This window comes from Sulfuracidifex tepidarius, assembly GCF_008326425.1.
GTDB lineage: Archaea > Thermoproteota > Thermoprotei_A > Sulfolobales > Sulfolobaceae > Sulfuracidifex > Sulfuracidifex tepidarius.
Genome location: NZ_AP018929.1, coordinates 1,293,711 through 1,312,057 on the forward strand (window position 1 = coordinate 1,293,711; position 18,347 = coordinate 1,312,057).

17 protein-coding genes are annotated in these 18,347 nt (G+C 47.4%); 7 read left to right on the plus strand and 10 right to left on the minus strand.

The annotated features are described in order from the left end of the window. Positions 1 to 7: 7 nt before the first annotated feature. A complete protein-coding gene (locus IC007_RS06405; protein WP_054845163.1) occupies positions 8 to 742 on the plus strand; it encodes a maleate cis-trans isomerase family protein in 735 nt (244 codons plus the stop codon). Positions 743 to 915: 173 nt separating this feature from the next. Here IC007_RS06405 and IC007_RS06410 read toward each other — a convergent pair whose 3' ends face one another. From IC007_RS06410 to IC007_RS06420, 4 genes are read right to left on the minus strand one after another with little or no spacing between them, the layout of a single operon-like run. Further along, positions 916 to 2,661 (minus strand): hypothetical protein, encoded by a 1,746-nt coding sequence (locus tag IC007_RS06410; RefSeq protein WP_054845162.1) that lies wholly within the window; start codon positions 2,659 to 2,661, stop codon positions 916 to 918. Positions 2,662 to 2,665: 4 nt separating this feature from the next. Further along, on the minus strand, positions 2,666 to 2,827 hold the full coding sequence (locus IC007_RS13335) for a hypothetical protein (RefSeq protein ID WP_156303723.1): 162 nt from the start codon (positions 2,825 to 2,827) through the stop codon (positions 2,666 to 2,668). A 35-nt stretch (positions 2,828 to 2,862) separates the two neighbouring features. Next, on the minus strand, positions 2,863 to 3,201 hold the full coding sequence (locus tag IC007_RS06415; RefSeq protein ID WP_054845160.1) for a YidH family protein: 339 nt from the start codon (positions 3,199 to 3,201) through the stop codon (positions 2,863 to 2,865). Between the two features lie 33 nt (positions 3,202 to 3,234). Continuing rightward, positions 3,235 to 3,672 (minus strand): GNAT family N-acetyltransferase, encoded by a 438-nt coding sequence (locus tag IC007_RS06420; protein WP_149528917.1) that lies wholly within the window; start codon positions 3,670 to 3,672, stop codon positions 3,235 to 3,237. Positions 3,673 to 3,859: 187 nt separating this feature from the next. Here IC007_RS06420 and IC007_RS06425 point away from each other — a divergent pair, with 187 nt between their 5' ends. Together IC007_RS06425 and pyk are read left to right on the plus strand one after the other, a co-directional pair. Next, a complete protein-coding gene (locus IC007_RS06425; RefSeq protein WP_054845159.1) occupies positions 3,860 to 4,204 on the plus strand; it encodes a transcriptional regulator in 345 nt (114 codons plus the stop codon). 214 nt (positions 4,205 to 4,418) lie between these two features. Beyond that, positions 4,419 to 5,759, plus strand: coding sequence for a pyruvate kinase (gene pyk, locus IC007_RS06430; RefSeq protein ID WP_054845158.1), 1,341 nt, complete (start codon positions 4,419 to 4,421; stop codon positions 5,757 to 5,759). On the opposite strand, the gene IC007_RS06435 is transcribed toward pyk, so the two are convergent. The 6 genes from IC007_RS06435 to IC007_RS06460 are packed head-to-tail and all read right to left on the minus strand — an operon-like array spanning position 5,742 to position 11,576. Next, positions 5,742 to 6,815, minus strand: coding sequence for an FAD-dependent oxidoreductase (locus IC007_RS06435; protein WP_054845157.1), 1,074 nt, complete (start codon positions 6,813 to 6,815; stop codon positions 5,742 to 5,744). The genes pyk and IC007_RS06435 overlap by 18 nt on opposite strands. Further along, positions 6,812 to 7,438, minus strand: a complete 627-nt coding sequence (locus IC007_RS06440; RefSeq protein WP_232048870.1) for a hypothetical protein — start codon at positions 7,436 to 7,438, stop codon at positions 6,812 to 6,814. The genes IC007_RS06435 and IC007_RS06440 overlap by 4 nt, the downstream gene beginning before the upstream one ends. Before the next feature lies 1 nt (position 7,439). Then, positions 7,440 to 7,646: a MoaD/ThiS family protein gene (locus IC007_RS06445; protein ID WP_054845155.1), complete on the minus strand. Its 207-nt coding sequence runs from the start codon at positions 7,644 to 7,646 to the stop codon at positions 7,440 to 7,442. Between the two features lie 24 nt (positions 7,647 to 7,670). After that, positions 7,671 to 8,537: a hypothetical protein gene (locus tag IC007_RS06450; protein ID WP_054845154.1), complete on the minus strand. Its 867-nt coding sequence runs from the start codon at positions 8,535 to 8,537 to the stop codon at positions 7,671 to 7,673. A 2-nt stretch (positions 8,538 to 8,539) separates the two neighbouring features. After that, on the minus strand, positions 8,540 to 10,246 hold the full coding sequence (locus tag IC007_RS06455) for a glycogen/starch synthase (RefSeq protein ID WP_149528516.1): 1,707 nt from the start codon (positions 10,244 to 10,246) through the stop codon (positions 8,540 to 8,542). Beyond that, entirely contained in the window at positions 10,239 to 11,576 is a 1,338-nt protein-coding gene (locus IC007_RS06460; protein ID WP_054845153.1) for a glycoside hydrolase family 57 protein, read from the minus strand. The genes IC007_RS06455 and IC007_RS06460 overlap by 8 nt, the downstream gene beginning before the upstream one ends. A gap of 35 nt (positions 11,577 to 11,611) precedes the next feature. Between IC007_RS06460 and IC007_RS06465 the strand changes: the two genes are divergently transcribed. From IC007_RS06465 to IC007_RS06480, 4 genes are all read left to right on the plus strand, one after another. Further along, positions 11,612 to 12,871: a nucleotidyltransferase family protein gene (locus tag IC007_RS06465; protein WP_054845152.1), complete on the plus strand. Its 1,260-nt coding sequence runs from the start codon at positions 11,612 to 11,614 to the stop codon at positions 12,869 to 12,871. 4 nt (positions 12,872 to 12,875) lie between these two features. Continuing rightward, the gene (locus IC007_RS06470; protein ID WP_054845151.1) at positions 12,876 to 14,729 is read left to right on the plus strand and encodes a glycoside hydrolase family 15 protein; all 1,854 of its coding nucleotides are present in this window, start codon (positions 12,876 to 12,878) and stop codon (positions 14,727 to 14,729) included. Positions 14,730 to 14,738: 9 nt separating this feature from the next. Then, complete coding sequence (locus tag IC007_RS06475) at positions 14,739 to 16,577, plus strand: amylo-alpha-1,6-glucosidase (RefSeq protein ID WP_149528517.1); 1,839 nt, start codon at positions 14,739 to 14,741, stop codon at positions 16,575 to 16,577. Between the two features lie 339 nt (positions 16,578 to 16,916). Beyond that, positions 16,917 to 18,323 (plus strand): sugar porter family MFS transporter, encoded by a 1,407-nt coding sequence (locus IC007_RS06480; protein WP_054845150.1) that lies wholly within the window; start codon positions 16,917 to 16,919, stop codon positions 18,321 to 18,323. Positions 18,324 to 18,347: the final 24 nt, after the last annotated feature.

Consider the following 18,347-nt stretch of genomic DNA (forward strand, 5'->3'; position numbering starts at 1 on the left):
TTTTTCTATGCCAGGAGGAAGAGGAAGGATAGGCGTCGTTATACCCGCAGGGAACGCGGGGATGGAATACGACTTTTGGAAGATGGCTCCAGAAGGCGTCACAGTCCACTTCACGAGGATGAAACCTACAAAGGGTTGCGAACCTACGGACGAAAGGGAATTCGAGAGCGAGTTGAAGGAGGTCTTCTCTCTGCTGAACGACGTATCTGAGGTCATAGTCTACGGTAGGACTTACGGAACTCACAAACACGCCCACGTCATAAAGAGGGCCTCAAACAAACCTTTAGTATTACCAGAGGAGGAGGCTGTTTCCGTGTTGAGAGAGCTAAACGTGAAAAGGCTTTTCGTAGCTACTCCTTACATACAGAAGAGGACGTTAGAGGAGGCTTCATTCTTTAAGGAGAACGGGTTCGACATCACGGGATACGACGGGCTCAACAAGGTCAGGGGAGTTGACATTTCCAACACAGCTGTATTTACGATATACAGGCTAGTGAAGAGGAACATGGAAGCCGTGAAGAAGTCTGATGCTATTTACATTGCGTGTACAGCACTGGCGACTTACGAGGCTTCGAAGTACCTACACGAAGACCTTGGCATCCCTGTGGTGAGTGAAAACGCTGTCGCTATGTTGGGAGCATTGAATAAGATTGGGGTTAGTTTCTCTCCTCCAGGGTTCAGAGTTTGCACCCAACGATCACAGTTCACTAAGTCTGGAAGATCATCATCTGAGGAGAGTTAACTCGGCTGAGGAAAAACTTTTCTCATGACTTTTAGAAGTTCTGGATCTTCATGAGAATATGTATGTGGAATCACCTGTGTAAAAGCTCAGGAAACATGTAGGTAAGGTGAACATTCAGAGAACCTCCCATCCATTCTCTCTCCTACGGACGAATATAGCTTTTGTACATATCTTCACGTATTATTTCTCCATTGATTCAACCAACCGTGAAGACGAAGCTTCACCCTTTCCTTTAACAGCAAGTAAAACGGAATTAAGAAAAACACTATTGAGACAGGGAGACTGACGTAGAAGAAATAGAAATACCTCTGAAAGCTGACCTCTCCTTCACCCCTGCTTAGGTGGACTTCGACTAATCCGTTGTAACTCTTAGCATTCAAAAAGAAGGAACGACCAAGGAGCAATATCACGTTACCGGTATAGTTTCCGTCTTTAACTTGAACTTGTCCTTGATTTACGACCAGCTTTCCGCCTGCTCCTGTTCCGTTAGGGAAGAGGATCAAACCCTGATATACTTTACTCTCGTAAAGGTAAGCTGTTGGGTTACCCGGGAAGATCTTGATCAAAGTGAGGTTGCTGTCGTTGAGTGGAAGGAAAGTCACCACGTATTTCACCCCATTAGTTGCATTGTTCACCTCTTCTGCTACTTGATAGTTAAAGCATACCACGTTGACAACGTCAGGCCATGAGAAGAAAGCGATTCTATAAGGGAAAGTCTGAATGTTGGTTTCAACTATCGTATAGCACGGATCATGAGAGGAGAGGTAGCTGTAAACTTGATAAAACTGAGGAATCACCTGATACGTTGGAGAGAAGTTCAGCTCCTGATAAGTCGAGCTCAAAGGAGAATATGAAGGCAGAAACACACCTACTATCAATACCAGAAACAACACCCAAGTGAACCTGAAGAAGGGGAATGAAAGGAGGAGTAGGGAGAATGAGAGAAGGAACACCTTCTGAGGGAAAGTGGTTATTGTCAGGACTAACGAACCCACCAATGGTATATCAAGGGGGTAATGCATCAAGTAAACGAAGAGGAACATGACTAGAGCTGACACGAAGGTTAATGCTAGAGGTTCCCTTTTCCCTTCCTTGGAAAGTCTAGAAGCCCAGGTCACTAGAACCATGGAAAGGAAGATCGAGAATATCATGACGCTGTAAATGAAGATGTCGTAAGTTATCTTGTAGGCTATTGGCTTATATGCGGTAACGTCGACTAAGTAGATGAACAGTTCCTCGGGCAACTCCGAAGCGAAGGATATGACAACGGAGAGGAACATCAGTAGTACGGCTCTGGTTTTCCCCTCCATCAAGGATAAGACCATGAGGGGGAGTTCAAAGATGAACGAGAAGAGGAACCCCTCGAAGTAGACCAAGTTGGAAAGGACTGTGAAAAGCGAAAGGAAAGCTAAGTTCTTCGTGCTCTGATCCTTCATCAGTCTGTATGATCCCAGGAAGACCATAGGCATGAAGGACATGGAAAACAGGATTCCCGGCGAGTCCCCCAAGTAAAGCATGGAAGAGTAAGCCGGGTTCAGGGCATAGAAGAATGGAAGAACGTAAATCACGAAGTCCTTGTAGGCTATCTCCCTCTTCCTCCTAGGATTATATGGGTATAACTCCTTCACTGCGAAGTGGAACGAGATCACGCTCAGGACGAAAGGTGCAATGGTCTCTATCTTCTCCGCGTTGAGGGTACCAAAGAGTGACACGAGGTAAAAGAACACTGTGGATATGGAAATGTCCCCAAAGGTCCCGTAATCAGCCAGGGAGAAGAAAGGGGGGAACGAAGGTTTCAGAGGTGGAGGCTCGCTATCTAACATAGAGAAAGGTCCAGATACTATGAGGTTCCTGAACATCAGCAGGAAGAACCCGATCACAACCGCGACGTACAGTAACTCCTTCCTTCTCGTGCTCATGAGTTCACCTCTTCATCATGAAAAGGATCAAAGCCATGAAGACTATCAGTGGGTACATCACGTAGGAAGAGAAGACGTAAGCTTTACCTGTACTTCCGAGTGAGAGGAAGATAAGGACGCCGGAGACCAGGAGAAGGGCTAGGTCGATGGCCCATCTGAATTTCATGCTACCATCTATGAATGTAAAGTAAATATCTCTTATCACAGCAGAAGGAAAGACATGACAAGTGCTATCACTATTATCGATCCTGCGAATATGGTGTTCTGCAAGCTTCTAGACTTGTATTCTCCCCTCTGCAAGTCCTTCTCTACCGCTACGTAAGAGTAAATCCCGTAGGTTATCGTCAATGCCCCCATGAAGATGAGGACTTCACCGTAAACAACTGAGGAAGATATAGAGACGTCCTTGGTCTCTTTTATCAAGTCTAGGAAGATCGCGAACTTAGCTATCACGAAACCGAACCCTATTAACGCTATCCCGGTCCTGACCCAGGCCAGGAAGGTCCTCTCATTGGCTAGGTGGTCTGTTGCTGATACCATGAATGTAGATTTTCGGTACTGATAAAAATATAGCTAAGGTGCCCTGGACCCCACTACTTCCTCGTCGTCGAACTTCAGGGAGAAACCCAGCTTCCTCCCTATTGCTATCATGGGGTAATTATTGGGTAACGTATAAAATATCACTCTGGGTAAACCTTTCTCCTTCGCCAAAGAGATCAAGGAAGATACTATCCTGGTCCCTATCCCGAGCCTCCTGTGCTCTCTCCTCACTACCAAACTGAACTCGCCGTTATCGTAGAGGGATCCTTCTCCCACGACCTTTCCGTCCCTACACGCCAAAATTGTGATGTGGTCTTCCTGGGTCAGGATTCGCCTCACTTCCTCTTCGCTAACCTTGTGGTAAACGAAGAACCTCATGTAAAGGTCTTCGTCTGTAAGTGATGAATAGAGATCCATGAGATGTGTTAAATCGTCCATGGAAGCACGTCTAATCTCTAACATGTTTGTTATTATGTTTAAAAGCAAATATTCTTACGGTTCCAAAAGAGAGATTACGTCTAACTAGGAAAGAACTTACGAAACGTTTAGAACTTGGGAGGCTTTATAAGTACATAAAAAAGTTACTAAAAAGAAAAATTAATATAACAGACTTAAATGCGTGAAATCTAATTGCTAACATATTATAAAGTGTTGAGATATGGGAAAGATAATCATACCATGTGAGAGGGCCACGAAGGACGTAATACCGGCCATAAAGGTGATGTTGATAAAACGCTTAAGCGAGGGCGGTATGACGCAGTCTGAGATAGCGAAGGTCTTCGACATAACTACTGCAGATGTGAATTACTATCTTCATGGAAAGAGGGGAAACACGCCTATAACTAAAAAGTTGGAGGAGAACCCTGATTTCAACGGGGTTGTAAGCGAATATGCGTCTAGGATCCTCAATAAGAGAGATGAGAACTATAACCTTTGCATGCTCTGTAGTTATGCTAGGACTAAGATATTGAAAGAAACTCAGCTCTGTCCTTACGAGTGGTAGCTTAAACTGAGTTATTATTTTAATTATATATATAGACGAGAAGTATTTTAATTTAAAAATTTTGTTTTATACCTCCTCTGGGTATTAGAAGTAAATTCTTCTTTTTGTATCTTCAATTTCTTTCAATAAAACTTGGAATTGAAGGTCGGACTTTTTCCTTACCTTCACGAGTGGTTCATCACAACATTTTTCCTCCTTCTTTCTAATCGTAATTATGGTAGGAATTTTCGTATCCGACGTAAGAACTAAAATCGTAGTTACTTTAGGTCCGTCCTCCATAGATAAGGCCAGAGAGCTGTCTAGGTATGCCAACGTCTTTAGGTTCAACTTCGCTCACGGTGATGAAGATTCCCACGCAGAGTATTTTCAGAAGGTGAGGGAAACCAAGGTCCCAATCCTTGTGGACTTGCCCGGCCCGAAGTTGAGGATAGGAGACCTGAAATCGAGAGTAGTTCTGAAGAAAGGAGATAAGGTAACCTTCTCACAGATCGATGGTATACCAGTAGAAGATCCCTTGTTTTATGAAGCTGTTCAGGAAGGACATGACGTTCTCCTGGCTGACGGAACAATAAAGGTGAGGATACTTACTGTGGAGAAGGATAGAGTAGAGGGAGAGGTAATCGAGGGCGGTGTCCTAACATCGAGGAAAGGAATAAACATACCCGAAGCGAGATTGAAGGCCGGATTAACCGAGAACGACATCAAGCTCATGAAGGAAGCTATAGATCTGGGCTCAGATTTCATAGGGCTTTCTTTTGTGCTAGGTCCCGAAGACGTTAAGAGAGCTAAGGAGATTGTAGGGGAGAAGTCGTGGATAGTATCCAAGATAGAGAAGAAAGAGGCAGTGTCAAGGATAACTGAAATCGTCAGTTTCACCGACGCTGTAATGGTAGCCCGAGGTGATCTGGGGGTTGAAATAGGTCTTGAGAACTTACCTATAGTCCAAAGGAAGATAGTCAGGATCTCAAGGAATGCGGGAAAGCCCGTGATCCTAGCAACGCAGGTGTTGGAGTCCATGGTTAACAGCCCTGTCCCCACTAGGGCTGAAGTGATAGACGTGGCGAACTCGATAGTTGAGGGGGTAGACGCGATCATGCTTAGCGATGAGACTGCGGCGGGCAATTTCCCTTTGGAGAGCGTTAAATATCTGCACGATACAATAATGGCAGTTGAGCCTCATGTGAGGGCTAAGAGACCCAAGGGGGATAACGAGGACGACGCTATCGCCATCGCAGGGGTTAAGGCAGCCTACCTGTCTTCAGCTGAAGCCATAGCGGTGCACAGCAGGAGCGGAGCCTCAGTCGTGAGGGTTTCCAGAATGAGACCAAGACAGAGGATATTAGGTCTTTGCCCGGACGAGAAGATGGCCAGGAAGTTGGCGCTGTGTTGGGGGGTTTCTCCTTTCGTAGTCAAGAAGGTTGACAACTTGAACGAAATAGTGAAAATCGTGGAGGAGACAACTTTGAAACTGGGCCTCAAGGGAAAAGTGGTAATCCTGGGAGGCGACCCGACACAGGAGGAAGGTAAAACCAATTTCCTAATGATTAGGGGGTAGGAAACGTGAGAGGTATCCGTAATCCCTCTCTTCGCCTCTGGCTAGCTTCGACGCGAACATCCCCATGGCTGGGGCGTAACTCCACCCTAACCTACAAGCCCCGGTCGCCACAACTAAGTTGTCCCTTCTACCAAGTATGGGGAACCCGTCTGGAGAACAAGGCCTGAGACCCCACTTGACGTCTACTACCTTCTCGAACTTGACTAGATTTGACGCTGACCTAATTATCTCGTCCCTCCTGTCGTGGTCGGAGAAGTCAGCGTCGAAACCACCGGTGACCTTAACGTAGTCTAGAGGAGACACGGCTATTCCGCTCTCAACGTGAACGAATGCCGAGTTCAGGACTGGCTTTCCCTCAACTCTGAAACCGACCCCACGAAAAGCGGTGAGGGGAACGTCGACGAAGTCCCTTACGTGGGCACCTGAGGTCAGGACTATCACGTCAAAGTCGTTTAGCTCATTTAGGTCCTTCACTTCCCTCTTGATCACCTTCACGTGTGCTATTTCCTTCTTCATCCTCTCAACGAACTTCTCTGTGGACAGCCTAGACAGCTCGGGGAAGAATATCCCGCCAGCGAAGCCGTCCACCTCCACCTCCTCGAACTTGTTCCTGAACGGGGATCTTCTCTCCTCCTCGACCCCCTTCTCCATACCAGTTTTATCAGAATACACCTCCAGGAGGCCATCCTCGAAGTAGAGGAAGTCGTTCTTCTCTTCTGCCATTCTCTTGTACTCCTTGAGTGAGAACGAAGCCATTTCCCTCATGGTCTCCCAAGCTTCCTCTGGGGGAGTCTTCTCCATCTCCTTGAGCAGGGTGATCAACCATCTCCTGTCCACTTCTCTCATCACTGTTACCCCTTTGTTCCTGAACCTCAGCATCTTCTTCATCATGTTGAGTGAGTTTATCCTATCGAACCTGAAAGGCTCTATCAAGCCTGCGGCGTGGACGGAGCCGTGACCTAGTTCCTCCTTTTCGAAGATAGTGACGTCCTCTTCCCTCAGGTAATAGGAAGCGAACAGACCTACTATTCCTCCTCCTACGATAGCGACTTTCAAGAGAGTTCTTGCATTATCCTCTTAGCTTCAATTTTAACTTTACTATCTTCCTTCGTTAGCTCCGTGAGGTATTGCGTCATGTCCCTCAACTCGTCTCTCTTGAAGAACCCTGTGGAGAGAGCAACTTTCCAAGCTATGATCCTCACCGAAGCCTTCTCGCTCTTGAGCAGGGAGACGTACCTCTCCTTGTCCCTTTCAGTGAATATACCTTCCTTCATCAGTTCCTGGAACAGCCTCCATGCCTTCTTCCTGATCGTGGGATACCTGCTCTTCAATAACCTCCAGAAGGAGTCCCTCACGCTGTAAACGAAGACCCAGTCTATTAATCCCAGTTCCACCAACTCATGTACTCTCTTCCAAGCAGACCACTTTATGGTGTCAGACCTAGCCTTCATAGTTCTTTCAACTCCTTTCACGTTCAGGGAAACGTAGACGTCGATGTGGTTCCAAGCGTCTTCCCTCACTCCCTCCAAGGGGTTCCAGAGCAAAGACCTGAGGTACAGTCTGTTCCTGATTAGAGGTAGGACATTGCCTTCTTTCATTTCCTCTACTATCTTCCACCCCTCTTTTCTTTTCCTCCCGTCCGGGCTCCTGAGGAGGGACAACACTTCCCTAACGTTCACGTCATCCACCCGTCGCAACTAGGAAGACTGTCAACGTCTCGTTTGACCTCACCCTCTCGTCCTCTGGGACGGGGGTGTTACCTCTGAGTACTACTGAGCCTTGGGGAGTGTAGCCTATCTTCTTCAGCAAGTCCCTTATGGTAGACCCCTCATCTACTTCTACTTCCACCACTTTGGATTCCTTTATCAGGTTGACAGTTACTTTCATAATGAGAGAGTGAGGAGTTCTAACCTAAAAGTTTACAGTCCTACCTTTCCTCATGAGTTCCTTCATCCTCTCCACTGCTAACTGAAGTTCTTTCTCGTCCTCTGAGTAAGCTGAGACCGAGTTAGTATAGAAACAAGGCTTCTCTGAGTCCAACCTGAGCCTCCCGCAAATTCTGGTCTTCGTCAGGTTACCTTTCTCCAGTTCATCAATGGAGAAATTCCTATAGGTAGAGATGACTCCCTTCTCCAAGACCATGTTCCCGACGAACCTGCCCTTTATAACGTCAGCTATCGTGATGTAAGAGGACAGCTTCACGTTGTCAGCCCTCCTCATTATTGGTATCATGAGAGGGATAGCGGAGATGTTACCTTTCTCTAGCTCCACACTAATGTCTTCATCTACACATTCGCCTTCAACCCTAGGCTCGAATCCCATTCCTTTCAAGACTTCTTCCCACGTGACCTCACCAGACTCTATGGACGACTCTTCAAACAAGGCTACGGTATGTCCCTCGATGGAAACTCCAGTGTTGTAAAGCTCCTTATCGTAGTCAAGGTCGTCTATTTCGCCTGAAATTAGCTTGTGGAAAAGCGAATTGAGGCTCTGGTTCACCTCACCTTCGCTCCTTATAACTCTGAACGACCCGAAACCGTAAGCAGGAACGTACATCATGAGGTATCCGTTAAGGTACACCGTGTGGTTTCCTACCTTTCCTTCGTAAAGTGCAGAGAAGAGGGACTTGAGGGATTCCGTGTCAAGCCCGGGCTCAACTGTAACCTCGAAACCTTTCCCCTTCACTATCTTTCTATCTCCTTCCTTTAGAACAAAGAGAGGAGGATTCTCCTTGTAAGTCTGACCTCCCTGCAGGATTCCTTGAGAACAGATTTTCATGTTTAAAAAGAAGATGTAGCCCTATATTTAGCCATGTTAAGGGACTTCTTGTAGCAGTCCAGCACAGAGTTCGTCACGGACCCCCACGTGAACTTCTCCTCTACCCTCTTGGACGCGTTGTCCCTCACCCTGTTCCACATGTTGACTTCGCTGGTCTTGAACGTCCTGAGTTTCGACAGGAGTCCAGAGTCGTTCTTCTCTCCCGCCTCAGCCAAGAGGAGGGAGTCTATGATCGCGTTAGAAAGGTCTCCTATGCTCTCCGGGGACACTAACATTCCAGTCCCATTGTTCTGGTCTCCTCTGAGGTCGATCACGCTTTCCCTCAGACCTCCTACAGCGTAAGCTATGACTGGAGTGCCCACAGCCATGGACTCTATCGCGTTTATTCCGAAGGGCTCCCACCTGGAGGGTACGGCGAAGACAGAGGAAACGTAATGGAAAGTCTTATACAGCTCATAGTCGAACCTGCCAAGGACCAGCCTCACGTTGTCCCTCAACTCAGAAGCCCTATCTATGAGGTCTTGTAGAAGAGCGTAGTCCCCTATTGGGATACCTAACGCTATCATCCTTGCATCGTGTACCTCGTTAACTACTTCATACATTGCCCTCAAAAGTAGGTCTATTCCCTTCTGGAAAGACAGCCTGCCCGTGAAAAGGATGAGGGGACCCTCTCCCATGTCCTCAAACGTCCAGTCATCCCTTATACCGAGGGATCTCCTGGCGTTCCACAACATGTTCCCCGTGGTGTAGTCCTCCGGTATCGCCTTGAGGGTATGCAGTGACGAGAGTATCTTCTTCCTCCCCTCTCTCCTGTCCCTAGTTGAGAGGAACTTCTCCGCTAGGGAGGAGGCTTCCTTCACACTCCAGTCAGTCCCGTTGTACTCCACACAGCTCTTGTTCTCTATCCAGTTGCCCACGAAGTTGTAAACGTCGTATGTGAGGTAGCTATAGCTAACGGTCGAGACCACGTCAGCCTCGTAACAGCCGAATTTCTCTATGGAGCTATGTGACAACGCGTCCCAGACGTAAGAGTACTTCATGAGGGAGTGGCGCGACACCATCCACACGTAGTGGTAGCTGTCCTCGAGTCCGCTCCACTCAGCCGACGGGAAGTGCCAGGGAGCAGACACCTTGTTGAGTAGATGTATTGTGAATATCATCGGTATAACCACCCTCCTGTCCTCCAAGGTCTGCTTCACCTTTACTGCCGGAACTACGGAGTGCCAGTCGTTAGCATGTATCAGGTCGGGCAGTTTGTCGGGCATGAAGTGGAACGTCAGCCTCTCCATCCCTTTAGTGAAGAGGGAGGACTTCTCCATGGCGTTCTCGTAGATGTTCCACGAGTCAAGGATCTTCCCTGTGTCGTAGTCTAACCCCTTCACCATGATAACCTTGAACCCGTCTAACTTACCTTCTTCGAAACCTATCCTGTAGTGGTAATACTTACCGTCTGTCCCGCGCCTATCTCCCTCAGCTGTGATCCCCATGTCGTTGAGGGAAAGCATTGATCTGTAGTTCCCGTTCAAGTGCCTCCCATGGGAAGGCATCATCACCGTCACGTCATATCCTCTCGTCGCAAGTTCCTTCCCCAGATAGTAAACTACGTTCCCCATCCCTCCTACTCCTGCTACCTTGAAAAGCTCAAATGAGAGGAACCATACTCTTTTCACGTCGTCTGGAATCCATATCGACTCTATTCTCTTAAGCATCTTGAAGCCACCTCTTTAGGTTCTCTTCATGGGACTTAAACTTTGGCTCCCTCTTCACGATCTCCATGAATTCCTTCCTGTTCCACGCTACGGACGACCTCTTGTCCTTTGACGTGAAGAAGTAAGGTTCGTTCTTAACGTCGAGTGCGTGGAGCTCCTCGTCTAGGAAGACGTTGATCGCGAAGAACTCGTTTATGAACGCGTCTATCGGAGATCCGAAAGCGTTGAAGTATGAGTGTACCTCAGCAGGACCTCCCTCGCCAAGGAACATGTAGTAATAGTTGTCACTGGTGGTGAAGTACTTCCATACCTTCAGCCTCTCTTTCCCTATCTCCTTGGAAGGCATTTCAGATCTCCTCACCATGTCGTCATAAGCCCACTGCATTATGTTCCCCAACCAACTGCTCTCGTCCTTCTTTATGTCAGCCCAGGAAGTGGTACCCTGAAACTTGAACGAGTCGTAAGCGTCCCTCGACACCTCCCTCGGTAAGGTCATGGACACTCCTTCCCTAGAGAGGGATGAGGGCAACCACCTCAGGAAGTCGAGAATTCCCGTGGACTGGTCGTGGTGCTCCCCGAAGGTTTCGTAATCAACGAAGACCAAACCGTTCTGACCCGGAGTCCACTTGACCCACGATGCGAACTTGTCCGCCGTGAGAGGGTATTGGTCCCAAGCCTTATTTGAGAACCTGAAGGCTATGTCGTCGCTCAGTCTGTAGTTCCTGAACAGTATCGACATCCCGCTGTTCTCGTGTTTGTAAATGTAGTTAGGGTTTCTTCCCTTCAGTTCCCTCTCAACTCCCTCTGTTAGGATTGCGTTGAAGCCCATCTTACTAGCCTCTTGGACTACCCTGTTGTTCGTGAGAAGCTCGGTGTTCTCAAAAGTTACTGGTGTCTGTTTGAAGTAAGATTTAATCAATTCCCTATGTTCCTTCACCTGCTCCCTCCATTCGCTCAAGTCTTCCCACATAGACGTCACCGAGTGATAGTAAGTCTGGGAAAGGAACTCGACCTTATGTGTGTAAGAAAGTTGTTGAAAGAGCTCTATGACCTCTTTTCCCCACTTCTCAGCCTGCTCCATGAAAGTCCCGCTGATTGAAAAGAAGAACTTCACTTCCCTTCCTTCCTCTTCCCCTCTCTCTATCTCTTCAAGTATCACTGTAGTCGCAGGCAAGTAACATCGCTTTTTCACCTTCTCGAAAATCTCTCTATTCACCTTCATGTCTATGAACCTTTCCTCTAGGTAACCTCTGTAGATAGGGTTCCAAAACATGTCCTTCCTTATCCTAAAAGGTTGATGTACCTCAAAGCCTACAGTTAATTTGTTCATAACTGTTTATATGTGGTTATCTATTATTAATAATCATGAACTGGAACCTTTCTGATGTAAAAGTAGTAGTCCCGATAGGCGGTGAGGCGACCAGACTCAGACCACTCACCATAGAGACGTCTAAGGCAACCGTCAGGCTGCTCAACAGACCATTAATAGAGTTCCCAATAGCTGAGCTCGCGTCCCAGGGGTTGAAGGAGTTCATATTCGGGGTGAAAGGTTACATTAACTACAAGTCACTCTTCGACACATTTAAGGAAGGAGTGGGTTTCTCAGCCAGACACAGGATAAAACCCAGGGTTCACTTCAAGTATCAGCCACGTGTGGACAGCGTTGGAAACGCCGACTCAGTGAGGATAAACATGGAGTACTATAGAATAGAGGAGCCAGTCCTCGTAATACAAGGAGACAACATCTTCAGGATGGACGTGAGGAAAGCCCTCGAATACCACGACGAGAGGGAAGCCATGATGACTATAGTGTTGAAGAAGAGCGATGACGTGAGGGAGTTCGGGGTCGCAGACCTTGATAAGGACATGCTCATAAAGAGGTTCGTTGAGAAACCCAAGAGACCAGAAGACGCACCGTCGAACTTGATAAACACGGGGATTTACATCCTTTCACCGGAGATAAGGAAGGTGTTCAGGTCCAACGAAATGACGGAGATGTTGAAACAGGGTAAGATGGACTTCGGCAACGACGTGATACCCTTCCTCATAAAGAAGGGATACCCCGTTTACGGTTACGTCACCGACGACTTGTGGTTCGACGTCGGGACGCCCGACAGATACTTGGACGCAATGTTGACCCTCCTGAAGGAATTACCTGATAGAGAAATAGAAGGGATAAGGATAGATAAAGAGAAGAGGATTTTCGTACAAGGAACCAGCCCCGACTCTATCAGGAGGAGAAACGTGATCAGGAACAAGTACAGGAAGGGTAAGATCTCCATAGAGGGGAACGTACTCATAGGTAGGCATTGCCAGATTAACGAAGGGACTCACATCGAGAACTCCTCAATAGACAATTTCACCATCCTGGGAAGGGGAGTGAAGGTCATAGGCTCCTCAGTCATGGACAGAGTGTTCATAGGTGACGGGGCAGTAATAGAGAACTCCGTCATAGGGAGACACGTGGAGATAAGGTCAACTCAAGGCAAGCCGGTGAAAGTGGTGAACAGCGTTATCGGCGACGATGTCGTGATCATGGGAGGAGTTGAACTAACCGGTTCAAAGGTTTACCCGCATAAGATCATCAATGAAGGTAGCAAGATGAACGACACAGTGCTGACGTGAAACCATGAGAGTTGCGAGCCTGGGAAACGGGAACTTATTGGTCAACGTCGACGAGAAGGGAAGGATCGTAGACCTTTATTACCCTTATGTGGGGATGGAAAACCAGACCTCCGGGGAGCCGATAAGGTACGCAGCCTTCAGCGACGGTGTGACCAGCGTAGACGATGAGTGGAAAGTCGAGGTGGGGTATCTCGATTCCACTAACATGGTGGAGGTGAGACAGAGTTCAGACAGACTTAACGTTTCAATGCTGACCTATTACTTCCTAGACAACGAAGAGAACACCCTCTATTCCCTAATAAAAGTGTTCAACAACTCCCCCAAGAGGAGGGACATAAAGCTCTTCTTCATCAATAACTTCAACTTGTACGCTTCCTCCTTCGGCGACACTGGATTTTACGATCCGATAACCCAGTCTGTGATACACTATAAGGCGAAAAGGTACATTGGAGTAAAGTTGTTCTCTACCTCCTCGTTCACGGAGGAATACCAGATCTCAAAGGGAGACCTTATGTATGACGTCTACGACGGTAAGCTCGACGGAGGTACTATAGCTAATGGAGACGTGAACTCAGCTGTAGCTGTGAACCTCACAATAGATTCTAACACTTTCTCAAAGGCTTACTTCACGATCTCCTTCTCCAGGGAGCTTGAAGACCTCAGGAGGATGTTGAGAAAGGTTAACTTCGCTCAGGTGGAGACTTCGTTCACCCTCAGTTACATGTTCTGGAAGAACTGGCTCTCCAGGAGCTCGTTCAAATTTACAGAGGATAAGTTCAGGAAACTTTATAACGTCAGCTTGCTTGCGGTGAGGAACCACATGGACGGCAGGGGGAGCCTCATAGCTTCGTCTGACTACTCCTTCGTTAAGGTATATGCTGACTCCTACCAGTACTGTTGGCCGCGTGACTGTGCCTACGCGTCTTACGCTCTCGAGGTAGCCGGTTACAGAGAGCTGGTGAACAGACACCTCCACTTTATGGAGTGCTTGACCAGCAACGAAGGGTTCTTTTACCATAAGTATAACCCTGACGGAAGCTTGGCTAGCTCGTGGCATCCTTGGGTCATGGAGGGAAGACCCATCTATCCGATACAGGAGGACGAGACTGCATTACCTATCTGGCTCATGGGGGCCCACTTCGAAGCCGTAGGGGACGTAGACGAGATAGAGAAACCGTATAAGAGGTTCGTGAAGAGGTCAATGAGGTTCCTCATGGACTACATGGAGGAAGGGTTACCTAAACCGTCTTTCGACCTTTGGGAGGAGAGGTACGGAATCCACATGTTCACCGTGGCAACTGTGTACGGTGCGCTCCAGAAGGGAGCTCTCTTGGCCAAGGCTATGGGGGACGAGGTGTTAGCCGAGGACTCAATAGAGGTAGCTACGTCCTTAAAGGAAGTCGCAATGAAGAGGTTAGTGAGCAACGGGAGGTTCATAAGGAGGATAGACGAGCACGGGGAGAAGGACATGGTAGTCGACGCGAGCATGTACGCTCCGTACTTCTTCGGCATGGTCAAGCCAGACGACCCTATAATGGTGAAGACAATACAGGAGATCGAAGGTAAGCTCAAGGTGAACGGTGGTATAATTAGGTATGAGAACGACTTCTACCAAAGGAGAAAGAAAGATCCCAACCCGTGGGTAATTACCACGCTCTGGGTCGCTGAGTATTACGCTGACCTCGGGAAGGTCGAGAAAGCTATGGAGTACATAAACTGGGTCTCGTCTAAGGCAATCCCTTCGGGTCTCCTCCCCGAACAGGTGGACCCTGAGACGGGTGAGCCTACGTCAGTTACTCCCTTGGTTTGGTCTCACGCTGAGTACATAATAGCTATTAACAAGGCTATGAAGATTTAATAGAACAAAATGATCCTCCCAGACGACTGTGAAGACAAGGAATGGGTCATTCCGACCAGGACGGGAGGCTATTCCTCCTCCACTGTCTGTGGGGTCAACTCCAGGACGTACCACGGCTTCCTAGTTGTACCGCAGAACCCTCCTCACTTCAGGTTTCTAGTCCTGTCTAAGTTCGAGGACTTCTTGAGGCTAGGAAAGGAGGAAGTGCCCCTGAACACTAATCACTACATGGGAGGATTCTATCCGGACGGTTACAAGTTCATTACCAGATTTGAGAGGGGAAGGAACTACGTCAGGTGGTACTACGAGTATGGTACGGTTGACATTGAGAAGACCTTGGTCGTGAACCAGCTATACAACGCAGTGGACGTCATTTACAAGTCAACCAGGGGCACCTTCAAGGTATGTCCCCTCCTGACGTACAGGAGCCATCACCTGACGTGGAAGAACAGACAAGGTTTCTTCATGATGGAAACTCAGGACAACAAGATAAACGTCCTCTTTGAGAACAAGAAAATCCTGACCATGGAGGTAGAAGGGGACAACAGGATAGAGCCCACAGGGTATTGGTACTACAACTTCATGTATAAGCTAGACAAGGAAAACGGCTCGAACTATCAGGAGGACCTTTACAACCCTTTCTGTGTTTACTCTACCTCAAACCAGCTGGTCATCCACGCTTACAGCGGCGAGAAGCCGAATTCCCCACCATCTTTTAAGGTAATGCACAGAGACCCCGTGAGGTTGTTGGGGGAATCTTCTTTGGATTTCCTAGTAAAGGGAGACAAAGGATGGGCTTTGATAGCCGGCTATCACTGGTTCGATGAGTGGGGAAGGGACACTTTCGTATCCATGGAGGGAGCACTCCTAATGAACGGGGGGGCCAGGGAAGCTTCGGACATAATAAAGAGGTATTTCCTTGATGAGGAGAAAGGAATGTTGCCAAACAACTACATAGACTACAACGGAGAACCGATATACCGAGGAGTAGACGTCTCCCTGTGGGGGATCAACGCGGTCTACAGGTACTATACCTATACTCATGACAAGGATCTGGTGAAACAAGTGTTTGAAAACATGCAGGACGTGATCGAATGGTACACCAAGGGAAACGGAATAGTATACAACAAGGAAGGACTGATCTTCCATCGAGGTGCCCCGAGGACTTGGATGGACGCCCAGTATGACGGAGTTGTAGTGACCCCGAGAGAAGGCGCTGCGGTAGAAGTGAATGCTCTATGGTACAACGCGTTGATGGAGATGAACTTCCTCTCAAAGGTTTTAGGGGAAGGAGATGATAGATTCGTTGAGGGCGCTGAGAGGACTAAGAAGTCGTTCCTGTCCTCGTTTTTAGGGGAGAACTACCTTCATGACATGATAGACTGGGACGGTAGACCTGACAGATCGCTTAGACCCAACCAGATACTTGCAGTTTCATTACCTTTCCCTCTAGTCGAGGGGGAAAAAGCTAGAAAGGTAGTGAGGGCAGTGGAAGATTCTCTCTTCAGACCTTACGGGCTGAGTTCCCTCTCTAGAAGTTCACCGGATTACAAGCCAGTATACAAGGGAGATCGGGCCTCTAGGGACAACGCTTACCACAACGGTCCTATATGGCCTTGGTTGCTAGGGAGCTTCATAGATGCAAAAATAAGGATGGAGGACAACCAGATCATGTTGAAATTGCTCATTGACCAACTCAGACCACTCCTTTCCTTAGCGGAGAGAAACGGAGGTTATCTACCAGAGATCTTCGATGATGTACCACCTTACAAGCCTAGAGGATGCATAGCACAAGCGTGGAGCAACGCAGAGGTGTATAGGGGTATAACTAAGTTGATCAACCTTTAGTGCTCTAATTCTCTTCAAGCTTGACAACTCTAGGAGGAATTAATACTATATACTATAAATCTTGTTGCAAATATCTAGATTTTTCTCTTCAATTCTTGATATCTTAGTTTCTCTCTCCTCTCTGAGTTATAGGCAGAGACTTGGTTCACGTCCCTTTGTTTCTGCCCGTTAGATACCGAGAAAGGATAAAGAGTAAGTTGTTAACTTACTTTTTTCTATCAATAAAAGTAAATAATTTTCTTAATTTCTTTCATACATTAATAAAAAAGTATAAGTTTACACATAGGGTATTAGTAAACTAAAGTAAGTTTAAATATATAAAACAATATAAGATATATCATGGCTCAACCTAAGGAAAGGGATGTAATAATAGAGAAATTGGACTCTCATTCAACAACTTCGATTTACTGGTCCCTGACCATCCTTGCCACAATAGGCGGGTTCCTGTTCGGATATGACACGTCTAACATAGGTTCAGCTCTAGACCTAATGAAGAGCGTGTTTCCAGGTCTATCGTCACCTTTGGTAGAGGGGTACTTAGTTGCCGGAGCTTCTCTCGGTGCAGCTGTAGGTGCCATCATAGCAGGCCCCGTGACAGATAAGTTCGGAAGGAAGTCAATGTTGATAGCTGACGCTGCAATCTATGCAATAGGTGCCATAGTTTCAGCGTTCACGGTGAACGTGCCTATGATCCTTGTAGCTAGGACCTTCATAGGGTTAGCAATCGGAGCTGACTCCGGAATAGCTACAGCTTACATTGCTGAGTATGCTCCCAAATCGAGGAGAGGTTCTCTTTCCATTTTACAACAATGGATGATAACGATAGGGATACTGTCAGCTTACCTCGTCGGCCTTGCGACTCTTTACATCCTGCCTTCTTATGCGTTCTCCCTGGACTGGAGGATAATGCTCGGGGTCGCCGCTATCCCAGCGCTGATAGGCTTAGCTTTCAGGTTCAGAATGCCCGAGTCGCCGAGGTGGCTGATAGAGAATGGTAAGTTCTCGAAGCTCAAGAGCGACTTGTCTAAGTTGGGAATAGAGGTAAGTGAAGACGACTTGAAAGGGATAAAGCTCCCTAAGAAGGGGAAGATAACTCCTGGAATAAAGAGAGCCCTTCTGATAGCTGGGCTTTTCATGGTATTTCAACAGATAACCGGCATAAACATCCCGTTCTACTACGGACCTACTATCCTGTCCAAGTACTTCTCTGCTTCAGGCGAGGTTTCTACAATAGAGGTTGGAATAATGGCAACGACAGTACTTGCAATAATTAACGTAGCTGCTACTTACATAGGTTTCAAATACATCGATTCTTACGGAAGGAAATCCATTGCTAGACTCGGATACGCGGGAATGGCAGTCTTCATGATCCTCGGAATTGCCTCGTTCATCTTGACCTCTGGCATAATTAAGACAGTTGGACTAATGGTTGCGTTCTCAGGTTTCATAATCTTCTTCGCCTTCGGTGTAGGAGGTACGGGGTGGCTAATTCAGGGAGAGTACTTCCCAACTGAGGTCAGAGGGAGAATGGCAGCGACTGTAGCCTTCATAGATTGGATAGCAAACTTCGCTATAACCGAGATATTCCCTGTCATGGACTCGAGCGTGGGACTTGGAGTGAGCATGGGTATATTTGCACTGTTGTCGATAGTCGCCGTAGTCTTCGTCATGACGTCAGTACCTGAAACTAAGGGTTTGTCGGTGGAGGAGATAGCTGAGATGTTTGAGAAGAAAGCCAGTAGCTAGAGAGGAGAGAAATTATTGCCTTCT